Consider the following 20,757-nt stretch of genomic DNA (forward strand, 5'->3'; position numbering starts at 1 on the left):
GGAGCAGGCATTCGGAGCCGATCGGCGTTCGGATGTTTTCTTCTCTCGATTCGGGATATTCACGACCTAGCTCGTCGGCGTGTTCATCACTCACGATGTTCGACGGCCCGCGTACTTCCGCCTGCTCTCGACATACCCGCGGGCCCGACGTTCTGTCCGATCCGGTCTTCAGCCGACCTCGACTTGCACCACCGACAGTAGCGAGACGTCGTTCAGTCACCAGCGACGACTCGGAACGCACGATCCGAGGGACGGATTCCTCATGCGCATCGCCATGGTGTCAGAACATTCCAGCCCGCTCGCCGCGCCGGGCGGTATCGACGCCGGGGGGCAGAACGTCCATGTCGGATGCCTCGCCGTCGCCCTCGTCGCCCGCGGCCACGAGGTGTCGGTGTTCACCCGACGCGATTCGCGCGAACAGCCCGACGAGGTCGTCGTCGACGAGGGCTACCGCGTCGTCCATGTTCCAGCGGGTCCGCCCGAGCCGGTACCGAAGGACGAACTACTGCCCCACATGGGCGACTTCGCCTCGCACCTGGCCGAGCGCTGGACGCGAGACCGACCCGACGTGGTCCACGCCCACTACTGGATGTCGGGCTTCGCGACCCAGCTCGCGGCGCGTCCGCTCGCGATTCCCACCGTGGTGACGTTCCACGCACTCGGTGTGGTCGAGCGTCGGCACCAGGGCACGCGGGACACGTCGCCGCCGAGCCGACCCAAGATCGAGCGGCTCATCGCACGCGGAGCCGATCACGTCGTCGCGACGTGCTCGGACGAGGTCACCGAACTGGTCCGGATGGGCATACCGCGCCGACGGGTGTCAGTGGTGCCGTGCGGCGTAGACCTCGAGAAGTTCCAGCCGGCGCCGGTCAGCTCTCCCGGCCCCGCGCGACGGCGGCGGTTGGTCGCGGTCGGCCGTCTGGTGCCTCGCAAGGGTTTCGACCTGATGATCGCGGCTCTCGCGTCGATTCCGGACACCGACCTCATCATCGCCGGCGGCGAGCGCAGCGACGTCTCGGACGACGACGAGGCTCGACGCCTGAAGCAGATCGCGATCGCCCACGGTGTGGCCGACCGCGTCCGCCTGGTCGGGCAGGTCTCCCGTGAGGCGATGCCCGACCTTCTCCGCTCCGCCGACATCGTGGTCTGCACTCCCACGTACGAGCCGTTCGGCATCGTGCCGCTCGAGGCGATGGCGTGCGGGATCCCTGTGGTAGCCACCGCGGTCGGCGGTTTCCTCGACACCGTGATCGACGGTGTCACCGGCGTGCTGGTCCATCGCCGCACACCTGCCGCCGTCGCCGACGCCGTCCGTCGCCTGCTGAACGACGAGGGTCGACGCACCGGCTACGGCATGTCGGCCGCCGATCGCGCTCGCGCCCGGTATTCGTGGGAGCAGATCGCCGTCGACACCGATCGGGTCTACCGGTCATTGCTTCCGGAGCCGACCTCCACCGACACCGCGGACGTATCGGGGGACGACCAGCTGGACCGGGTGTGAGGCCCTGTCACCAGCCCGTGACGAGAACGCGTCGGCCGTCCGTACCGATGCTGCTCATCGGGGCTCGATACCCTGGAAAAACCCCGTCAAACTCCCCACCCGGCGCTCGGAGCCGGTGTGGCATCGGTCGGACTCGGCTGCTTGAATGGCCTTTCTGGACCGAACACCGAAAGGCAGGACATCCGATGTCGATCGCCGAGAACACCACGGACGCATTCCGTGTCGACACCGAATGGCACGACGACGCAGCGATCCTGACAGTCGTGGGCGAACTCGATCTGGCCACCGCGCCGATTCTTCAGGACGCGGTGGACGCCGTACGGACCACGGCGTCGAGCGCGCTGATCATCGATCTGACGGGTGTCGATTTTCTCGCGTCCGCCGGTATGACCGTGCTGGTGACCTCGCATCAGGCGGTGGGCGACGACGTCGCCTTCGCCGTCGTCGCCCGCGGTGCGGCCACCGCTCGCCCCCTGCAGTTGGTCGGTCTCGACGAGACGTTCCCCGTGCTCGACACCCGCGAGGCGGCGCTCGCGGCCGTCACCACGTCCGGTTCGCCCGTCGACGACCTCGCATGAGCGGCGCTCCCGGTGTGAGGACCGGGCACGCGTGGGGTACTCCTCCCCTCGTGATCGACGACGCGACGACTGAGCACCACCAGCCCCCCGCCCAGTTGTCCCTCACCGATCTGGACGCCGAACCGCAGCGCATCACCGACGCTCGCGTCCGCTTCGGTGCGTGGTTGACGCACACGCCGTTCGACACGGCGCGGACGTACGACATCGTGCTCGCCGTCTACGAGGCGATGGCCAACGTCGTCGAGCACGCCTATGCCGCCACCACCGGTCGACGCGTCTTCGACCTCCAGGCCACCTACGACTCCGCTCGGCTCGAGGTCGCCGTCCGTGATCACGGGACGTGGTCCGACTCGTCGCCGGGGCCCCTCCGTGGCCGCGGTCTGCCGCTGATCGAGACCCTGTCGGACGACGTCACGCTGTCGTCCGCCGACTCGGGCACCACCGTGACCATGGCATGGGACGTGGCACCGACATCCGGCATCGACACCGACGATCAGGTCTCGTAGACTCGTACGCGATTGCTGAGGCTCCCCGTGAGTCTCTCCTCCTCCAGCCCCGGGGAGAGCATTACCGCTCTCGTCTCACCGGAGGCTTCGTGACTGCACTCTCGTCCCACGCGTTCGACTCCCCGCGCCGTGCCACGTCGAGAACGGCGATCGATGCCCTCGATCTCGGTCCCGACCTCGCGCAGGCCGCCGAGGCGGCACGCCTGGCCGCGTTGGCCCGGTACGACGTCGAGCACACCGCCGCCGACGGCGCCTTCGACCGCATCGCCCGCCTCGCGGCCCGCTGGTTCGACGCGCCGTACGCGTCCGTGTCCATCATCGATGCCGACCTGGTGCGGTTCACCGCCACCTACGGCGACGGGCTCCCGGACCACACCGAACGTCACGACGCCCTGTGCACGATGGCGATGACGCACGACGGGCCTTTCGTCGCGTCGGACACCCTGGCGAACCCGGCCACCGCCGGTAGTGCCTTCGTCCGCGGCGATCTCGGCATCCGCTTCTACGCCGGCGCCCCCATCGTGACCGCCGACGGCTTCCGGCTCGGCACGGTCAACGTCTACGACGTGGTGCCGCGCACGGTGTCCGACGATCGCGCGGACATCCTGATGGAACTGGCCGACATCGCGATGGACGAGTTCGAGTTGCGACTGTCGGCCGCGACCACCGTGCGCGCCGAGCGGGAACTCCGCACGCGCGCCGAGGCGGACTCCGCGATCATCGGTGACTACGCCGCCGTGCTGCAGCGCACGCTGCTCCCACCCTCCCTTCCCACCATCGAGGGCCTGACGCTCGCGTCGCACTACCACGCCTCGTCACCGCTGCAGGTCGGCGGCGACTTCTACGACGTCTTCGCGCTGGGCAAGGACCGGTGGGCGTTCTTCCTCGGCGACGTCCAGGGCCACGGCGCCGGCGCCGCGGCCGTCACCTCGCTGGTCCGCTACACCCTGCGGGCCGCGGCGCTGCACCACGACGATCCGACGGAGGGGCTCGCCGAGCTCAATCGACTGTTGTTGATGGACACCTCGCATCAGCGTTTCTGCACCGTGCTGTTCGGTGTGATCACCCCGGATCCTCGTGGCGGTTTCCGCGTCACACTGGCGACGGGCGGGCACCCGCCCGCCCTGCTCCTCGATCCCGCTCGCGGCGAGGTGCACGAGATCCGTTCCAGTACAGGCATGTTCGTCGGCGCTCTGCCGAACGCGACCTTCAGTGCGTGCAGTTTCCGGTTGCAGGAGGGGCAGACACTGCTGCTCTACACGGACGGCATCACCGAGGCACGTCCCGACGGGCGCACCATGTTCGGCGAGGACGGTCTCGCGCAGTTCACGCAGGCCCGCCTCGGACTGTCCACGACGAAGATGGTCGAGGATCTGGTCGCCCTCATCCCCGACCTCTCTCCGATCGACGACATCGCCCTACTCGCGCTGGGCGCCTGACCGGGCGTGGTCGCGCAGCAGGCGTAGCGCGCGTTCGATGGTCGCGGCCAGGACGTCCTTCGGGTCGCCCTCGAAGACCACGCGCTCCGCGCTGGTCGTCCCGTGGTCGGCGATGCCGAACCAGACCGTTCCGGGTTCCACGTCCTCGTTCGTCTCCGGTCCCGCCTCACCGGTGACGGCCACGGCGAGATCCGCGCCGAGCGCCGACGCCGCTCCGCTCGCCATGGCCGTGGCGGCCTCCTCGCTCACCACGGGGCCGCGGGGTACCTGCAACAGCGAGTACTTCACCTCGCTGGCGTAGGCGACGATCGACCCGCGGAACCACGTTCCGGACGACGACGCGCGGCCCAGATTGGCAGCGATGTTCCCGGCGGTGAGCGACTCGGCGGTGGCGATACGGAGGTCGCGTTCGAGTGCGAGTTCCGCGATCTCCGAACAGAGCTCGGCGAGATCCTCGTCGGTGTCGACGCGCTGCTCCGGTTCGGCCGCCTCGCCCTCGATGAGTTCCTCGGTCTCGACGTGGTGAGACATGTGTCTTCCGTTTCCTCTCTCAGTGCTGCAAGGACCGGTAGTCCTTCCCGCTCCGTCCGGTGACAAACATCCCCGGCACGCGCGGAGGATCGGCGCTAGCGTTGAGTCATGCCAAGCCTTCGCGACACCATTCGAACCGAACTCGAGGTCCGTCCGACCATCGATCCCGCAGCGGAGATCGACACGCGGGTGGGCTTTCTCGCCGACTACGCCGTCGCCACCCGAACTGCCGGCTTCGTACTCGGCATCAGTGGCGGACAGGACAGCACACTCGTGGGACGCCTGTGCCAGCTCGCCGCGGAACGCGTTCGCGCCGGCGGCGGCGACGCGACGTTCATGGCCGTACGACTCCCCTACGGTGAGCAGGCGGACGAGGCCGACGCGGCGATCGCGCTCGATTTCATCCGCCCCGACACCACGGTGACGGTGGACATCAAGCCGTCCGCGGACGGCGCAGGCGTGGCGGCTGCCACGGCCCTCGGAGTCGATCGACTGCGCGACTTCGTTCGCGGCAACATCAAGGCACGCGAGCGGATGGTCGCCCAGTATGCGCTCGCGGGCGAGCGGAACCTGCTCGTCGTCGGTACCGATCACGCTGCCGAGGCCGTGACGGGGTTCTTCACCAAGTACGGCGACGGCGGTGTGGACCTCACACCGCTGACCGGCCTGACCAAGCGCCAGGGTGCGGCCCTGCTGCGCGAGCTCGGTGCCCCGGAGAGCACGTGGAAGAAGGTACCCACGGCCGACCTCGAGGACGACCGGCCGGCGCTGCCCGACGAGGAGGCACTGGGTGTGACGTACGCCCAGATCGACGCCTACCTCGAAGGCGAGGACGTGCCCGACGAGGCCGCCGCCACCATCGAGAACTGGTTCGTCAAGACCCGGCACAAGCGCACCACTCCGGTCACCCCCAGTGAGACGTGGTGGCGCTGACCGTCTCGGTCGGTCGGTGTGATCCTGCTCCGAACGGGTAATCCCCCTCACAGCGCTCGAGAAGTGAGGCGTCGACGCATTCCGGTGTTTCGACAGGAGATGAACAGATGGACATCGACACGGTGGTCTGGACCGAGACCGGTCCGCGGCAGGAATGGTGGGAGGCCGTGATGGCACGGTGCGGAGCGGAGACTGCACGACCCGTTCCCCTCGACTCGGCACCCTCCCGCCGAGAACGACCGGACCATGCCGACACCCCGACCAGGCGTGCGGGCTGACCGGACCGACGAACGACGAAGCCCCCGAGGATCGATGATCCTCGGGGGCTTCCGTGTGAGTGGATCAGGAGATGCCGACGATGTCCTTCGCCAGCGCTGCCAGACGAGTCTGCGCGGCGGAGACCACCGAGTGGCGGTTCTTGTAGCGCTCCTCGTAGGCGACCACGGTGCGCAGATCTGCCGGATCGGTCAGTTCCTTGATCTCGGCGACTGCTGCGGCGACGTTCAGACCGTCGTAGTCGGCGATGGGAAGTTCGTGCTCCTCGAGCGTCCCGCCGGCCGCACGGGTGCGGTGGATCGCGTCGGCGACACCGGTCGCGCCGCCGTCACGAGTGACCTCCTCGGCCGTCTCGAGTGCCGCGTCGCGGCTCGCGGTGACGGTGTCGACGGCCAGTTCGGTCGCGCGCTGGCCGCGGCCGATGAGGGTGGACACCTTCGCGGGAACGTCCTTCGCCGTGCCGACGACGCGGTCGACACCTCGCGACGACCAGGTGACCGGCGTGTTGATGAGACGCACGGCAGCACCGGTGGCGGCCTGGATCGGCGTGCGACGCAGTGCGGCCGGTCCACCGAGGGCGTCCTCGGCGAGGACGGTGGTGAGCCACTCGACGGTCGCGGTGTGGGCGGTCACGAGATCGTCTGCGAGCGACACGACGCCCGGCGTGGACGCGGTCGTGGCGAGAGCCTTGACGTAACGGGCGCGGTCGAGCAGCTGGTGCTCCAGCGCGAGATCGCCGAGAAGGGCCTCGTCGAACGGCTGCGCCTGCTCGCCGATGGCCTTGAGCAGCGCGGTGAGGCGCCCGACGACGGGTGCGACGACGCCGGGGAAGCCGCCGAGTTCACGAATGGCGGCATCGATGCGAGCAGCGCGATCGCGTCCGTTCGACGCGTTCTGCAGCAGTTCCTCGCGGACAGCTTCCGTCCGAGCCTGTGCGACGCGGGTCTCGGCCACCTGAACCTCGGTGTTGGTGAGCGCGAGCAGAGCGCGAAGCTGGGCGACGAGCGTCGCCCGTTCGGTGTGTGCGGTGGTGCTGACCATGTGATGTGCCCCCTGTGATGGAAGTTGAGTCTCGGTGCAAGAGCAGCCGGAACGACCGCCCCGTGTCATTCGGTGACAGATCGTGGTTACCCGCCGGTACAACGGGGAAAACGCAGTGTGACGAGGCACATTCCCCGCGATCGAAGGAGTTCTCATGGCCGACGAACTGGACGAGACGATGCTCGACTCCGTGCAGGAGAAGATCGACGAGGCCAAGCAGGCGGCGGGAGACATCCCCGAGCGGCGTGAGGGCGGGACGGATCAGGACGATCTCCACGATTCCTCCGACGGTGCCGCCGAACAGACCGGCGACGCGGCGGAGGCGACACTCGACGAGTTCCGCAACGCCGACGGTGACCGTGACGAGGGCATGACCGAGGGCGGCGGCGGAGGTCAGGGCGCCGCCTGAGTGGGCTGAGCGATCCGTCTCATCACGTCGGCGACCAGTCCGCTCCGCGATGCGTCGACGGTCTGTGTGCAGAGATCCGCGTTCACCGCGGATCTCTGCACACAGGTTCTCCGCCCGCGCGACGTGCGCCTCAGAGCTGCTCGAGGTGGCGGTCGAGGGCGTCGAGTAGCGGAACCTGCCCGCTCAGCAGCCGACGCCGCGCGGACTTCCGATCACACCACTCCACGCGGTCGACCTCGGGAAACACCAGCCGCCGCCCCGATCTGGGTGGCCACTCCATCTCCACACTGTTGCTCACGGCGGTCGAGGGGTCGAGTTCGCCGCGCACGGCGAACGCACGAACCGATTTGGCTCCGGACTGCGCGACCGTGCCGAGATCGATCCAGTCCCCGTCGGGCACCGGGGACCCGAGTTCCTCCGCGAACTCTCTGGCCGCCGCTGTGCGCGCATCCTCGGTGTCGGCGTCGTACTCGCCCTTCGGTATGGACCAGGCGCCGGCGTCCTTGCGCGCCCAGAAGGGTCCGCCGGGATGAGCCAGCAGCACCTCCAGCTCGCCCCCACCCCCGCGGAACAGCAGCACACCGGCACTCGTCCTCATCCCAGGATTCTGTCCGATCACGTTTTCTCGCGATCGTGTCGGGTACGCGGTCCGCTGCACGAAGCCTCCGTTCCACAGAGCAGTCAAGGAGCCGACACATGACAGACGTCGCGTCGCAAGGGTCGACACCGGCAGACGACCGGGACATCCTCACCAATCGTCAAGGGCATCCCGTCTACGACAACCAGAACCAGCGCACCGTGGGCTCACGCGGTCCGGCCACCCTCGAGAACTACCAGTTCCTCGAGAAGGTCAGCCATTTCGATCGCGAGCGCATCCCGGAGCGCGTCGTCCACGCCCGCGGAGCCGTCGCCTACGGCTATTTCGAGGCCACCGGGAAGTGGGGCGACGAACCCATCGAGCGGTACACCCGCGCGAAGCTGTTCGCCGAGGCCGGCAAGCGCACGGACCTCGCCGTCAGGTTCTCGACGGTGATCGGCGGGCGCGATTCGTCCGAGGCCGCGCGTGACCCCCGCGGCTTCGCGATCAAGTTCTTCACCGAGGACGGCAACTGGGACCTCGTCGGGAACAACCTGGGCGTCTTCTTCATCCGTGACGCCATCAAGTTCCCCGACGTCATCCACTCGCTCAAGCCGGATCCGGTGACGTTCCGGCAGGAGCCCGCGCGCATCTTCGACTTCATGTCGCAGACGCCCGAGGCGACCCACATGCTCGTGAACCTGTTCTCCCCCCGCGGGATTCCGGCCAATTACCGGACGCAGCAGGGTTTCGGAGTGAACACTTACAAGTGGGTCGACGCCGAGGGCGAGACTCACCTGGTGAAGTACCACTGGATCCCGAAGGCGGGAGTCGCGTCGCTCACCGAGGCGGACGCCGCCGCGATCCAGGCGAACGATCTGGGCCATGCGAGCAAGGATCTGTACGAGCACATCGAGCGCGGCGACTTCCCCGAATGGGAACTGCGCGTGCAGGTGATGAGCGACGACGAGCATCCCGAGCTGAACTTCGACCCGCTCGACGACACGAAGGTGTGGCCGGAGAACGAGTTCCCGCCGAAGGTGGTGGGCCGCATGGTGCTGGACCGCAACGTCTCGAACCACTTCGCCGAGAACGAGCAGATCTCGTTCGGCACCGGTGTGCTCGTCGACGGCCTGGACTTCTCCGACGACAAGATGCTGGTCGGCCGGACCTTCTCGTACTCGGACACCCAGCGCTACCGCGTGGGGCCGAACTACCTGCAGCTGCCCGTCAACCAGGCGAAGAACGCGCGGGTGTCCACGAACCAGCAGGGCGGCCAGATGCAGTACTCGGTGGACAACACCGGCAGCAATCCGCACGTGAACTACGAGCCCTCCATCACGGGCGGTCTCCGTGAGGCCGAGTACCCGACGCACGACGAGCAGGGTCCGGAGATCCACGGCCGCCTCACCCGCAAGCGGATCGATCGCACCAACGACTACGAGCAGGCCGGTCAGCGGTACCAGCTGATGGACCAGTGGGAGAAGGACGACCTCGTGGCGAATCTCGTCGCGAACATCTCGGAGGCGACGCGCGAGGTGCAGGAGCGGATGGTCTGGCACTTCTTCATGGCCGACGACGAACTCGGCGCCCGCGTGGGAGAGGGGCTGGGCATCTCGGCCGACGACGTCCGCGGACTCGAACCGCTCGCATCGCAGACCCTGTCGGAGGAGGAGGACCGGCGGCGCGCGAATCTCGGGAAGAACGGCCCCCGCGACGTCGCCGACCTGCAGATGACGCACTGCGTCCCGAACGAACGCGCGACGACTGCCGGATGACGTCGCCATGACGCAGGTGTGGACAGCGTCACTCCGCGGGGTTATCGTCGGAGACGCAAGCCGAACAGGTCGTAGGACGAACTCGAGGCAGGTGGTGCGTATCAACACGGTGACGACGAGACACGTGTTCATTCCGACGCGAGGACGATCACGCGGAGCCTGTTCTCCGGATCGACTCGCACCATCCACATCAACCTGACAGAACCCCGGCGCCGTATCGGCGCCGGGGTTCTTCGTCGTTCGGGTCGGCCGATCAGCCGGCGTTGGGGTCCAACGTCTCCTTGATCTTGCCCATGACGCCCTTCTCCGTGCCGAGAGCCGCGTTCGACGGTTCGCCGAGTCCGCCGTCGTAGGTGGCGTAGAGCTTCGGGTCCGGCGGCGGTCCACTCTGCTTGTTGCCCAGCGGCTGCGGATCGGCGAGGAACCTGTTCTCGTGGCGGCCGTCGGGTGCGGTGCCGTGCGCCCACCGGCCCTTGTCGGACTCGGTGCCGTCCGACAGATGCCACAGCGTGCTCGCGTGCTCGTCGTACTCCTCGTCGAACAGGTCGTTCGGCGCCACCACACCCTCCAGACCGTCCGCCTGCAGCTCCTCGATGGCCGCGAGCCACATGTTCTGGTGATACGTGTCGCGGGCGAGGTTGAACTTGAGCATGTTCTTGACACCGGGATCGTCGGTCATGTGCCACAGGCGTGCGGTCTGCACGCGGCCCTGCGCCTCCGCCGCGACGTTGGCGCGGAAGTCCGCCAGCAGGTTGCCGCTGGCGACGATGAAGCGCCCGTTCCACGGGACACCGTTGCTGTCGGCGAGGGTGGGTCCGCCACCGGACACGATGGCCTGCTGCGGATCCATCCCGCCCAGCACCGCGGCGACGACGGGATCGGCGGCAGCGTTCTTGGTGGACTCGGTGGCCGGTGCGCCCTCGAGGAGCCGCGCGACCATGGTCGCGATCATCTCCACGTGACCGATCTCCTCGGTCGCGATGTCCATGATGAGGTCCTTGTACTTGCCTTTCATGCGACAGTTCCATCCCTGGAACAGGTACTGCATCGTGACGGTCATCTCGCCGTACGCGCCGCCGATCAACTCTTGCAGCTTGCGGGCGTAGACGGGATCCGGCTTCTCCGGCTTCACGTCGAACTGGAGGTGGTCGGTATGACGGAACATGAAGGCTCCTGACAGTGCTCGGGGTCGTGCTCTTGTCGCGCCCCGGCTACCCGGAGGCGGACCCGACAAACGACCCGGATCGCCGGGTCGTGCGCGTGGGTAACGGCCCCGCGAACGGGTAACCCGGTGCGATGAGCACTGACCTGAACGACCCTGCGGCACCGGGCGACTCCCCCGGTCTGCGTCGCGCCGTCACCGGCAAACTCCTGTTCGTCTTCATCCTGGGTGATGTTCTCGGAGCGGGCATCTACGCACTCGTGGGCGAGATCGCCGGCGAGGTCGGCGGTGCCGTGTGGGTGCCGCTGCTGGTGGCACTCGCGATGGCCATGCTCACCGCGGCCTCGTACGCCGAGCTGGTGACCAAGTACCCGCGCGCAGGTGGTGCCGCCGTGTTCGCCGAGCGAGCCTTCGGACGGCCGGTGGTGTCGTTCCTCGTCGGGTTCTCGATGCTGGCGGCGGGTGTGACGAGCGCGGCCGGGCTGTCCGTCGCCTTCGCCGGTGACTATCTGGGCGCCTTCCTCGACGTCCCGACGGTTCCTGCCGCGCTGGTGTTCCTCGCCGTCGTCGCTCTCCTGAACGCGCGTGGCATCAAGGAGTCGATGCGGGCGAACGTGGTCATGACCGTCGTCGAGGTCAGCGGACTCGTCCTCGTCGTCGTCCTCGCCTGCATCGTGCTCGGTCGCGGCGACGGCGATCTCGGCCGCACCCTCGAGTTCACCGATGCCGTGAACCCTGCCGTGGCGGTCCTCGCGGCGGCACTGCTCGCCTTCTACTCGTTCGTGGGGTTCGAGACCTCGGCCAACATGGCGGAGGAGGTCCGGGACGTGCACCGCGTCTACCCTCGCGCGCTCTTCCTCTCGCTGGCGACGGCCGGTGCGGTCTACGTCGCGGTCGGACTCGCGGTGAGCGCGGTGGTGCCCGCGAGCGACCTCGCGGACACCTCGGCGCCCCTGCTCGCCGTCGTCTCGGCGGCCGACGTCGGTGTCCCCGACAGGCTCTTCGGACTCGTGGCGTTGATCGCCGTGGCCAACGGCGCCCTGCTGACCATGATCATGGCCAGCCGACTCACCTACGGGATGGCCGGACAGCGACTACTGCCCGCCGTCGCGGGCCGGGTGTTGCCACGTCGGCAGACTCCCTGGGTGGCCATCGTCGCGACCACGGTGGTGGCGATGATTCTCGCGGCCACCGGGACCGTCGCAGCGCTCGCGGAGACCGTCGTCCTGCTGCTCCTGATCGTGTTCGTCAGCACCAACCTCGCCGTGCTGGTGCTGCGCAAGGACCAGGTGGACCACCCGCACTTCCGCACCCCGGTGATCCTTCCGGTGCTCGCTCTGATCAGCTGCGGCGTGCTCGCGACGCAGCAGACCGCGCAGACGTGGCTGCGTGCCGGCGTGCTGCTCATGGTCGGCGGCGTGCTCTACGCGGCGATGCGGTGGACACGGAGTTTGAGAAGTCCCGAAATCGTCAACACGTGACCTGTCTCCTGTAGAACGGGGACGTTCGATGTGTGTCCGACGCCGGAATTCCGGCGTCCGGTCGTGACGACTGAAAGGTAGACGATGGCTATCAACGACGACGACATCACCACTTCCGGAGCAGCAGGCGGCGAAGGCCCCGCCGACGGCGGCTCCAACCCGAACGGTCACGATGGCGGCGCCGACGGCACCGCGTCCAGCACGGAGGGCCCCGCCGACGGCGGCTCGAACCCAGGTGGACACGACGGCGGCGCGGACGGCTCCGCGGCCAGCGGCGAGGGCCCTGCCGACGGCGGCTCGAACCCCGACGGCCACGACGGCGGTGCGGACGGTACGGCTTGAGCCGACCGACCGATGACGAGCGCGGACCGGGAGACCGGTCCGCGCTGCGTCGTCTTCTGAGCATCGAGCCCCGCGCCTTCGCCGAGGACCACTGGGGACGCGCGCCGCTCCTGACGCACGCGGCCGACCTTCCCGCTCCGTTCACCGATCTGCTGTCGACGGACGCCGTCGACGAGCTGGTGTCCGAACGCGGCGTGCGCACACCCTTCGCCCGGATGGCCAGGAACGGCGCGCTGACCGACCGCGGTCAGTTCACCGATTCGGGTGGCTTCGGGGCCGAGGTGACCGATCAGCTCGACTCCGCCGGAATCCTGGCGGCCTTCGCGGACGGCCACACCCTGGTCCTGCAGGGACTCCATCGACTGTGGCCTCCCCTCATCCACTTCACCGGCGACCTGGTCGCCGATCTCGGCCACCCGGTGCAGGTCAACTCGTACATCACCCCCGCGTCGTCGCGCGGATTCGATCCCCACTACGACGTGCACGACGTCTTCGTCCTCCAGATCGCCGGCGAGAAGCGGTGGATCCTGCACCCCCCGGTGCACGAGCACCCGCTGTCGAACCAGCCGTGGTCGGACCGCAGGGACGCCGTCGCCGCCATGGCGCGCACGGACCCGACCCTCGACGTCGTTCTGCGCGAAGGTGATTCGCTGTACGTTCCGAGGGGCTGGATCCATTCCGCCGAGGCCCTGGGTGACACCTCGATCCATCTGACCGTCGGAATGTCGGCCTTCACCCGGTACGACCTCCTGCATCACGTGCTGGGCACCCTCGCGGACGACGCGAGCTTCCGGGCCCCGCTGCCCGTGGGGCTCGATCTGACCGATCCGGACGCCGTCGTACCGCACGTGCGCGCGCTGATCGCAGATCTGACCGCGACCCTCGCCGACACCGACGGCTGCGACGGTCGAGCGCGGACGGCGGCAGAGCGTGTCGGCCGTCGCTTCGTCGAGGTCACGCGGCCGGCCCCGGTGCGTCCTCTCGAGACCGTGCGCACGATGGCCGGCCTGTCCGCGGCCACCGTGGTGACGTGGCGATCCGGGCTCGCCGCGCGGGTGACGCAGTCGCCCGAGTCGGTCGCCGTGACGACGCGGACCAAGACGATCACGCTGCCCTCGATCGCGGCGGACGCCGTTCGGCAGCTGCACAGCGGGAAAGACTGCGCGGTCGGCGACCTCACGGGTCTCGACGATCAGGACGCGATCGTCGTGGTGCGTCGCCTGCTCCGCGAGGGTCTCGTCGTCGCCCGATCGTGACGACGCCGGTGAGCACCACCGCGGCGTGGCGCCCGTGCAGCGACAATGCTCGTGATCGGGGAGACACGTTGGCGGGAAGCGGTTCTCGCGGAGAACGATGGTTCCTCGTCGAGGTCGCGGGAAGTTGGGGCCCGTCGGCGTTCCTCGATTCCCCGTCCGTCCTCGATCCCGTACTGGGTGGAGCGCTCGTGCGCCGCATCGAGAGTGCCGGATTCCGCCCCCTCGCCGTCCGGGAGCCCGGCCGTCGCCGAGGCCGCGGCCGGTGGCGGTGGGCGTCGGTGGACGCACGGCCGGGGCACGAGAGCGTGCACCGGGGCGAGGTGTCCGACGCGGCCGAACTGCTCGACGTCCCGCTCGACGGATCGTCGGGTACCGCGTCGACGGAGACCATCGTGGCCGTGTGCACCCACGGCAGGCACGACCGCTGTTGCGCCGTCCGCGGTCGCACGATCCTCGGGCCGGCCGTGTCGGCGTACCCCGGCGAGGTGTGGGAGTGCTCGCACCTCGGTGGCGACCGGTTCGCCGGCACGATGATCGTCCTGCCGCACGGTCTCTACTACGGCAACGTCGACGACGCGGACGTCGTCCGCATCCTGCGCCGCCACCACGACGGACTCGTCACCCCGGAGTTCCTGCGCGGCCGCAGTGCGCTCTCGGGGGCCGTGCAGGTGGCCCAGCACGCCGCACGAACCGTCCTGCAGGACTTCGCCATCGACACCCTGCATCCCCTGTCGGAGGCTCCCGGCCCGGACGGTCGGCGACACGTCCTCCTCGACCACCACGGGGACACCGTCGAGGTGGTCCTCCAGGAGTCTCGGTCGGCGCCGATCCTCACCACGTGCCACGCCCGCGTCGCCGGTCCGGTGCGCACCCACGAGGTGGTGTCCGTCCGCCCGTCTCGGCCCCGCTGAGCGACCACTACTCTGGACCGGAGGCCGGTCGTACATCCGGAAGGGACACGTGTGGAACTCGTAGTACTGCTCGATGAGGACGGCCGTGCCATCGGCACCCACGACAAGGCCACTGTGCATCACGACGCCACACCGCTGCACCTGGCGTTCTCGAGCTACGTGATCAACCGCGAGCGCGAGGTCCTGGTGACACAGCGGGCGCACGACAAGCGCACCTGGCCCGGAATCTGGACCAACACGTGCTGCGGACACCCCGCTCCGGGTGAACGTCTCGACTCCGCGGTTCTGCGGCGCCTCGATCACGAACTGGGTATCGGTGCGGGCAGCGCAGCTCCGGTGCTCCCGTCGTTCCGGTACCGCGCCGTGATGGACAACGGCGTGGTCGAGTACGAGATCTGCCCGGTGTTCCTCGTCCTGCACGACGACAGGACCGTCGATCCGCGACCGGACGAGGTGGCCGACTACCGCTGGGAACCGTGGAACGAGTTCGTCGCGACCGTGTTGGCGGGCGAGAGCGATCTGTCGCCGTGGTGTCAGGACCAGGTCCGTCAGCTGCACGCCCTGGGTTCCGACCCTCTGGCGTGGCCCACCGGCGGCACCGAGTCCCTCCCACCCGCGGCACGCGTCGCGTGACGCACGGGTCGGGACGACGCGCGGTCGAGACGGGTGCACCACCGCGCGGCAACGTGCTGATGACGGCGGTCGACCGCATCTCGAACGCTCTGGGTCGGTCGTCGATCTTCGCCGACATCGACTTCGACGACGAGACGCATCCCTGGTTCCTGTCCGCGGAGGAGCGCGCCAACCCGGACACTCGCATCCGCGCCTGGACGGAGGGCAACCGTTGCGTCGCTCTCGTGCACGGCGACACCTACTTCCGCGTGCTGAACGAGCACCTGGCCGACGCGAAACCGGACGATCTGGTGTTGTTCACCGATTGGCGCGGCGACCCGGAGCAGGTGCTCACCGACCGCGGTCCGACGGTCGAGGACGCGCTGACCGGTGCCGCGACGCGCGGTGTCGTCGTCCGAAGTCTGCTGTGGCGCTCGCACGCGGAGGGCCTCGGATACACCGGCGGCAAGAACAGTGCCCTCGCGACCGCGCTCGAGGACGCGGGCGGTGAGTGCGTTCTCGATCAGCGCGTTCTGGCCTTCGGGTCCCATCATCAGAAGCTCGTGGTGATGCGCTCCGCGTCGCGGCCCGGCGGCAACGTCGCCTTCGTGGGCGGGATCGATCTGGCCCGGTCGCGACGCGACGATGCGCACCATCACGGCGATGCCCTGAGCCGACCGTTTCCGCCGGAGTACGGGGAGACCCCCGCCTGGCACGACCTGCAGCTCGAGATGCGCGGTCCGGCCGTGCGCGACGTCGAGGACACCTTCCGGGAGCGCTGGGAGGATCCGGCGGCGCTGTCGCGGCTGCCGTGGCACGTGGTGAGCGACGTCGTCCGCCGGCACCGGCGCGAGCCGTCCGAGCTGCCCGCTGCCCTCCCCGACCCGGAGGCGACGGGAACGTGCTCGGTGCAGTTGCTCCGCACCTACCCGCGTCGCCGACCGTCCTACCCGTTCGCGCAGGACGGCGAGCGCAGCGCCGCCCGTGCATACGCCAAAGCCCTCGGTCGCGCCGAGCGCCTGATCTACATCGAGGACCAGTACCTGTGGTCCGTGGACGTCGCGCGGGTCTTCGCGCGTGCGCTGCGGCGCTCGCCCCGGCTCCGCATGATCATCGTGGTACCCCGGCACCTCGACGACGACAGTGCGATGACCATCCCGCCGTCGCTCCTGGGTCACGCCGCCGCGTTGGATCTACTACGCGACGCGGGCGCCGACCGGGTGCTCGTCCTCGACGTGGAAAACGACGACAGCGTGCCGGTCTACGTGCACTCCAAGGTCTGCATCGTCGACGACGTGTGGGCGGCCGTCGGTAGCGACAACTTCAATCGCCGCTCCTGGACGCACGATTCGGAGCTCACGGCGGCCGTGGTCGACGAGGAGCGGGATGCGCGCGAGCCCGTCGATCCCGGTGGCCTGGGTGACGGTGCGCGGGTGTTCGCCCGAGATCTCCGCCTCGAGCTCCTCGCCGAACACCTGTCCCGTGGGAGCGGCGCGGACGCCGACGTCGCCGACCTCCTCGACCCGGACGACTGCTTCGACGCGGTCGCCGAGCAGGTCAGCGAGCTCGACGCGTGGCACGACGGGGGCCGCGACGGTGATCGCCCGCGGGGACGGTTGCGCATGCATGCCATCGAGGTGCCGCCGCTGTGGAAGCAGCGGGTGTTCTCGCTCCTCTACCGGCTGGTGGTCGACCCCGACGGCCGACCACTGCGGCTGCGGTTGACGCGCCGCTTCTGACGGTGCGGCCGCGCAGGATTCGCACGCCCACTCGCGGGTACCTGGGCGTTCGTGAGCCCCGACACCGTCCCACCGCCCGACATCGATGCGGCCGCGCGGGCGCTCGGTCATGCCGAACTGCATCCGCGACAGCGTGACTCGATCGATGCCGTCGTGTCCGGACGAGACGTGCTGGCACTGCTGGCGAGCGGTTTCGGCAAGTCGGCCATCTATCAGGTCGCCGCGTCGCTGCTCGACGGGCCGACCGTCGTCCTGAGCCCGCTCATCGCGTTGCAACGCGATCAGGTGAACGGTCTGCGTCGTCGGTCGACACACGTGCGGGCGGTCGCGGTGCACTCCGAGCAGAGCGACACCGAGAACGAGCGTTCGTGGGAGTCCCTCGCTCGCGGTGAGGCGATCATCGTCTACCTGACGCCGGAATCAGCCTCTCGGGACGAGGTGCAGGATCGGCTGCGCGCACTCGGCGTCGCGTGCATCGCCGTCGACGAGGCCCACTGCATCGCCGCCTGGGGCCACGATTTCCGTCCGGCCTACCTTCGTCTCGGTCACGTGGCCGAGGCGATCGGACGCCCGCCGATCATCGCCGTCACCGCGACGGCTCCCCCGCCGATCCGTGACGAGATCACGACGCGCCTCGGCATGCTCGATCCGTTGACGGTGGTCGGCTCCTTCGATCGGCCCGAGATCCGGCTGTCCGTCGTCCGGCACCACGATGCGGATGTGGCACTCCGGGCGGCCGTGGACGATGTCGTCCAGCGCTCGGAGTCCGGCGGCCGGTCGGAATCAAACGGGCAAACCGGAACCGGTCTCGTGTACACCGCCACTCGCGCGCAGGCGGAGGAGTTCGCGGCTCTGCTGGCGGAGCGCGGCCTCCGAGCGCTCGCGTACCACGCCGGTCTCGCACGGTCCGCGCGCGACGAGGCGCACGAGGCGTTCGCGGCCGGGACGGTCGACGTCGTCGCGGCCACGTCGGCGTTCGGGATGGGCATCGACAAGCCCGATGTCCGGTTCGTCGTCCACACTGCACCGCCCGATTCGCTGGAGCGGTACTACCAGGAGTTCGGCCGCGCCGGTCGCGACGGTGCGGACGCCGCTGCCGTCCTGCACTTTCGCGCCGAGGACCTGGGGCTGCCGTCGTTCTTCGCCACTCGCCGACCGCGCCGAGATGCGCTCGAGGCGGTGCAGGGGGCGCTGCGGTCCGCCACGGAACCGATGTCGACCGAGTCGCTCACGGGGTTGCCCGGCCTGTCACCGCGCGCTGTGGAGACCGCCCTGGAGCTGCTCGATCACGTCGACGCCGTGCACCACACGGACGCCGGGTGGGTGCCCGGCAGCCTCTCGACGACCGAGGCCGTCGAACGCGCACTGGAGGCGGCTCGCCGGCAGGAGACGGCGGCGCGATCGCGGGTGGAGATGGTGCGGACCTACGCCGAGACGCGGCGATGCCGACGACAGGTGCTCCTCGAGTACCTCGGCGAGGTGACGGAGCAACTCTGCGGTCGGTGCGACACCTGCGAGTCCGGCACCGCGGCCGAGTCCGACGTCAACGGCGGTGACACGAGCTACCAGCCCGGCGACACGCTGCATCACCGCGACTGGGGCGCGGGGAACGTGGTGTCGGCCGAGGCGGACCGCGTCACCGTGCACTTTCCCGAACACGGTTACCGCACCCTGGCGACCACGATCCTGGAGGAGCGCGACATCGCCGAGTGACAGCCTCGAAACGGACCTTCGACGACCTGCGGGAGCCGAGAACCGGGACCGACCACGACGGACGCGCGAGACTCGGACCGCAGGTTCGTTTAGCGCGTCGACCTGGCGGTTCCGAGCGCGGATCGACTGGGAAGACCGTAGATTCGGGCATGACAGACATCCCCGGGGGAGGGTGTGCCGTCGCTCCTTCCTGCCCGTCGAGTGTGAGGTTGCTAGACCACATGACAGACCTGAAGCCCTTCTTCAAGAACGTTCAGTCGCACTACGACCTGTCCGACGACTTCTTCGCGCTCTTCCTCGACCCCACGTGGACGTACAGCTGTGCGTACTTCGAGCGCGAGGACATGACGCTCGAGGAGGCACAGCTCGCGAAGATCGATCTGGCCCTGGACAAGTTGGGCCTCGAGTCGGGCATGCGCCTGCTCGACGTCGGCTGCGGATGGGGAACCGCGATGATCCGCGCCCGCGAGCGGTTCGATGTGGACGTGGTCGGCCTGACGCTCAGCGAGCACCAGTTCGGACGCGTCCAGTCCCGTCTGGACGACCTCACGGGCGACCGCAAGGCCGAGGTACGCCTGCAGGGCTGGGAGGAGTTCGACGAGCCGGTCGATCGGATCGTCAGCATCGGCGCCTTCGAGCACTTCCGTCGCGCGCGCCACGTCCCGTTCTTCGAGAAGGCGCACTCGCTGCTCCCCTCCGACGGAGTCATGTTGCTGCACACCATCGTCGGCTACGGACTGGACGATCTGGCGGAGAAGGGTGTCGCCGTCGACAAGCGCGACGCCGTCTTCATGCGCTTCATCCTCCGGGAGATCTTCCCCGGCGGGGAGCTCGAGCGCCCGGGCACCATCCAGGAACGCGCGACGTCCGTCGGGTTCTCGGTCGACCGGGTGCACTCGTTGCAGCAGCACTACGCCCGCACGCTGGAGATCTGGACGGAGAACCTCGAGGCCCGCAAGGACGAGGCCATCGCGATCGCCGGCGACGAGGTCTACGAGCGCTACATCAAGTACCTCGGCGGATGTGCGAAGCAGTTCCGCCGCGGAACCATCGACATCATGCAGTTCACGCTGTCCAAGTAGAACCAGGTCGTTTGGGACCATGTCGGCAGGGAAGCCGCCGGCATGGTCTCCCACGGCAGCTACACGTTCATCGGTAACGCGACCGGGTTGGTGAGCTACGGCGATATCACGCTGCTCACCGATCCGAACTTCCTGCACGCCGGCGAGCGTGCCTATCTCGGTCACGGTCTGTTCTCCACACGCCGTCTCGATCCGGCCGTCTCGACCGACGAGTTGCCACCGCTGTCCGCGATCGTGTTGTCGCACATGCACGGAGACCACTGGGACCGGCGCGCACAGAGCGGGCTCGACCGGTCGCTGCCGGTGTTCACCACGGGTCACGCTGCCTCGAAACTGACCCGTCGCGGCTTCGAGGCGGCGACCGGACTGTCGACGTGGGAATCACGACGCCTGCGAGTCGGAGAGCAGGTCGTGACGATCACGGCGATGCCCGGTCGGCACGGCCCCGTCTGGGCACAGCGTCTGCGGGTGCTTCCGCCGGTGATGGGCACGATGCTCGAGTTCGGATCCGCGGAGTCCGACACCGTCGACCTGCGCGTGTACGTCTCCGGCGACACCCTGATGGTCGACGAGCTTCGGGAGATCCCCACGCGCTATCCGGACATCGACACCGGTGTCGTGCACCTCGGTGGCACCACCCTGCCGTTCGGGCAGAACCCGCGCTGGGGAGCGATGGTGACGATGGACGGCCGCCAGGGCACCGACGCCATGCAGCTCGTCGACCCGGCGCAGGTACTGCCCGTGCATGTCGACGACTACGGTGTCTTCGCCTCTCCCCTGTCCGACTTCTCCCGCGAGATGCGCGCGCGAGGTCTCGGTGACCGCATCACCTACGTCGGGCGCGGCGAGACGGTGCCGCTGAGACGGTGAAGTCGGCAGGGTTTTCGCGT

At 68.8% G+C, this 20,757-nt stretch carries 20 protein-coding genes; 16 read left to right on the plus strand and 4 right to left on the minus strand.

The window, feature by feature from the left end; all coding sequences use genetic code 11:
* Positions 1-262: 262 nt before the first annotated feature.
* From HQ306_RS02750 to HQ306_RS02765, 4 genes are all read left to right on the plus strand, one after another.
* The gene (locus HQ306_RS02750) at positions 263-1,501 is read left to right on the plus strand and encodes a glycosyltransferase (RefSeq protein ID WP_222627484.1); all 1,239 of its coding nucleotides are present in this window, start codon (positions 263-265) and stop codon (positions 1,499-1,501) included.
* A 185-nt stretch (positions 1,502-1,686) separates the two neighbouring features.
* The gene (locus tag HQ306_RS02755; protein WP_051612937.1) at positions 1,687-2,079 is read left to right on the plus strand and encodes an STAS domain-containing protein; all 393 of its coding nucleotides are present in this window, start codon (positions 1,687-1,689) and stop codon (positions 2,077-2,079) included.
* A 50-nt stretch (positions 2,080-2,129) separates the two neighbouring features.
* Positions 2,130-2,585 (plus strand): ATP-binding protein, encoded by a 456-nt coding sequence (locus tag HQ306_RS02760; RefSeq protein ID WP_308115378.1) that lies wholly within the window; start codon positions 2,130-2,132, stop codon positions 2,583-2,585.
* Between the two features lie 89 nt (positions 2,586-2,674).
* Complete coding sequence (locus tag HQ306_RS02765; RefSeq protein ID WP_307109085.1) at positions 2,675-4,024, plus strand: PP2C family protein-serine/threonine phosphatase; 1,350 nt, start codon at positions 2,675-2,677, stop codon at positions 4,022-4,024.
* On the opposite strand, the gene HQ306_RS02770 is transcribed toward HQ306_RS02765, so the two are convergent.
* Positions 4,004-4,555 (minus strand): CinA family protein, encoded by a 552-nt coding sequence (locus HQ306_RS02770; RefSeq protein ID WP_081821031.1) that lies wholly within the window; start codon positions 4,553-4,555, stop codon positions 4,004-4,006. The genes HQ306_RS02765 and HQ306_RS02770 overlap by 21 nt on opposite strands.
* A gap of 108 nt (positions 4,556-4,663) precedes the next feature.
* Between HQ306_RS02770 and nadE the strand changes: the two genes are divergently transcribed.
* The gene (nadE, locus tag HQ306_RS02775; protein WP_027503969.1) at positions 4,664-5,488 is read left to right on the plus strand and encodes an ammonia-dependent NAD(+) synthetase; all 825 of its coding nucleotides are present in this window, start codon (positions 4,664-4,666) and stop codon (positions 5,486-5,488) included.
* Positions 5,489-5,830: 342 nt separating this feature from the next.
* On the opposite strand, the gene HQ306_RS02780 is transcribed toward nadE, so the two are convergent.
* Entirely contained in the window at positions 5,831-6,805 is a 975-nt protein-coding gene (locus HQ306_RS02780; protein ID WP_222627487.1) for a ferritin-like domain-containing protein, read from the minus strand.
* 154 nt (positions 6,806-6,959) lie between these two features.
* Between HQ306_RS02780 and HQ306_RS02785 the strand changes: the two genes are divergently transcribed.
* Entirely contained in the window at positions 6,960-7,214 is a 255-nt protein-coding gene (locus HQ306_RS02785) for a hypothetical protein (RefSeq protein WP_222627488.1), read from the plus strand.
* Between the two features lie 130 nt (positions 7,215-7,344).
* Here HQ306_RS02785 and HQ306_RS02790 read toward each other — a convergent pair whose 3' ends face one another.
* Positions 7,345-7,812, minus strand: coding sequence for an NUDIX domain-containing protein (locus HQ306_RS02790; RefSeq protein WP_222627489.1), 468 nt, complete (start codon positions 7,810-7,812; stop codon positions 7,345-7,347).
* A gap of 98 nt (positions 7,813-7,910) precedes the next feature.
* Here HQ306_RS02790 and HQ306_RS02795 point away from each other — a divergent pair, with 98 nt between their 5' ends.
* A complete protein-coding gene (locus HQ306_RS02795) occupies positions 7,911-9,569 on the plus strand; it encodes a catalase (protein WP_222627490.1) in 1,659 nt (552 codons plus the stop codon).
* A gap of 253 nt (positions 9,570-9,822) precedes the next feature.
* On the opposite strand, the gene HQ306_RS02800 is transcribed toward HQ306_RS02795, so the two are convergent.
* The gene (locus HQ306_RS02800; RefSeq protein ID WP_222627491.1) at positions 9,823-10,734 is read right to left on the minus strand and encodes a manganese catalase family protein; all 912 of its coding nucleotides are present in this window, start codon (positions 10,732-10,734) and stop codon (positions 9,823-9,825) included.
* Between the two features lie 131 nt (positions 10,735-10,865).
* On the opposite strand from HQ306_RS02800, the gene HQ306_RS02805 reads away from it, so the two are divergent.
* The 9 genes from HQ306_RS02805 to HQ306_RS02845 all read left to right on the plus strand — a co-directional run bounded on the left by HQ306_RS02805 (position 10,866) and on the right by HQ306_RS02845 (position 20,737).
* Positions 10,866-12,212, plus strand: coding sequence for an APC family permease (locus HQ306_RS02805; RefSeq protein ID WP_222627492.1), 1,347 nt, complete (start codon positions 10,866-10,868; stop codon positions 12,210-12,212).
* An 84-nt stretch (positions 12,213-12,296) separates the two neighbouring features.
* On the plus strand, positions 12,297-12,554 hold the full coding sequence (locus HQ306_RS02810) for a hypothetical protein (RefSeq protein ID WP_027503975.1): 258 nt from the start codon (positions 12,297-12,299) through the stop codon (positions 12,552-12,554).
* On the plus strand, positions 12,551-13,810 hold the full coding sequence (locus HQ306_RS02815; protein WP_222627493.1) for a cupin domain-containing protein: 1,260 nt from the start codon (positions 12,551-12,553) through the stop codon (positions 13,808-13,810). Before HQ306_RS02810 ends, HQ306_RS02815 begins: the two co-directional genes overlap by 4 nt.
* A gap of 8 nt (positions 13,811-13,818) precedes the next feature.
* A complete protein-coding gene (locus HQ306_RS02820; protein ID WP_222627494.1) occupies positions 13,819-14,721 on the plus strand; it encodes a sucrase ferredoxin in 903 nt (300 codons plus the stop codon).
* A gap of 51 nt (positions 14,722-14,772) precedes the next feature.
* A complete protein-coding gene (gene idi / locus HQ306_RS02825) occupies positions 14,773-15,354 on the plus strand; it encodes an isopentenyl-diphosphate Delta-isomerase (RefSeq protein WP_222627495.1) in 582 nt (193 codons plus the stop codon).
* A 59-nt stretch (positions 15,355-15,413) separates the two neighbouring features.
* A complete protein-coding gene (locus HQ306_RS02830) occupies positions 15,414-17,072 on the plus strand; it encodes a phospholipase D family protein (RefSeq protein ID WP_222628868.1) in 1,659 nt (552 codons plus the stop codon).
* A gap of 51 nt (positions 17,073-17,123) precedes the next feature.
* Positions 17,124-18,785 carry a RecQ family ATP-dependent DNA helicase gene (locus HQ306_RS22505; RefSeq protein WP_222627496.1) on the plus strand — a complete coding sequence of 554 codons (1,662 nt, stop codon included), beginning with the start codon at positions 17,124-17,126 and terminating at the stop codon, positions 18,783-18,785.
* 221 nt (positions 18,786-19,006) lie between these two features.
* Positions 19,007-19,867, plus strand: coding sequence for a cyclopropane mycolic acid synthase family methyltransferase (locus tag HQ306_RS02840; RefSeq protein WP_027503980.1), 861 nt, complete (start codon positions 19,007-19,009; stop codon positions 19,865-19,867).
* A gap of 42 nt (positions 19,868-19,909) precedes the next feature.
* On the plus strand, positions 19,910-20,737 hold the full coding sequence (locus tag HQ306_RS02845; protein ID WP_222627497.1) for an MBL fold metallo-hydrolase: 828 nt from the start codon (positions 19,910-19,912) through the stop codon (positions 20,735-20,737).
* Positions 20,738-20,757 lie beyond the last annotated feature (20 nt).

The sequence above is a fragment of the Rhodococcus sp. BP-160 genome (genome assembly GCF_019836205.1).
GTDB lineage: Bacteria > Actinomycetota > Actinomycetes > Mycobacteriales > Mycobacteriaceae > Rhodococcoides.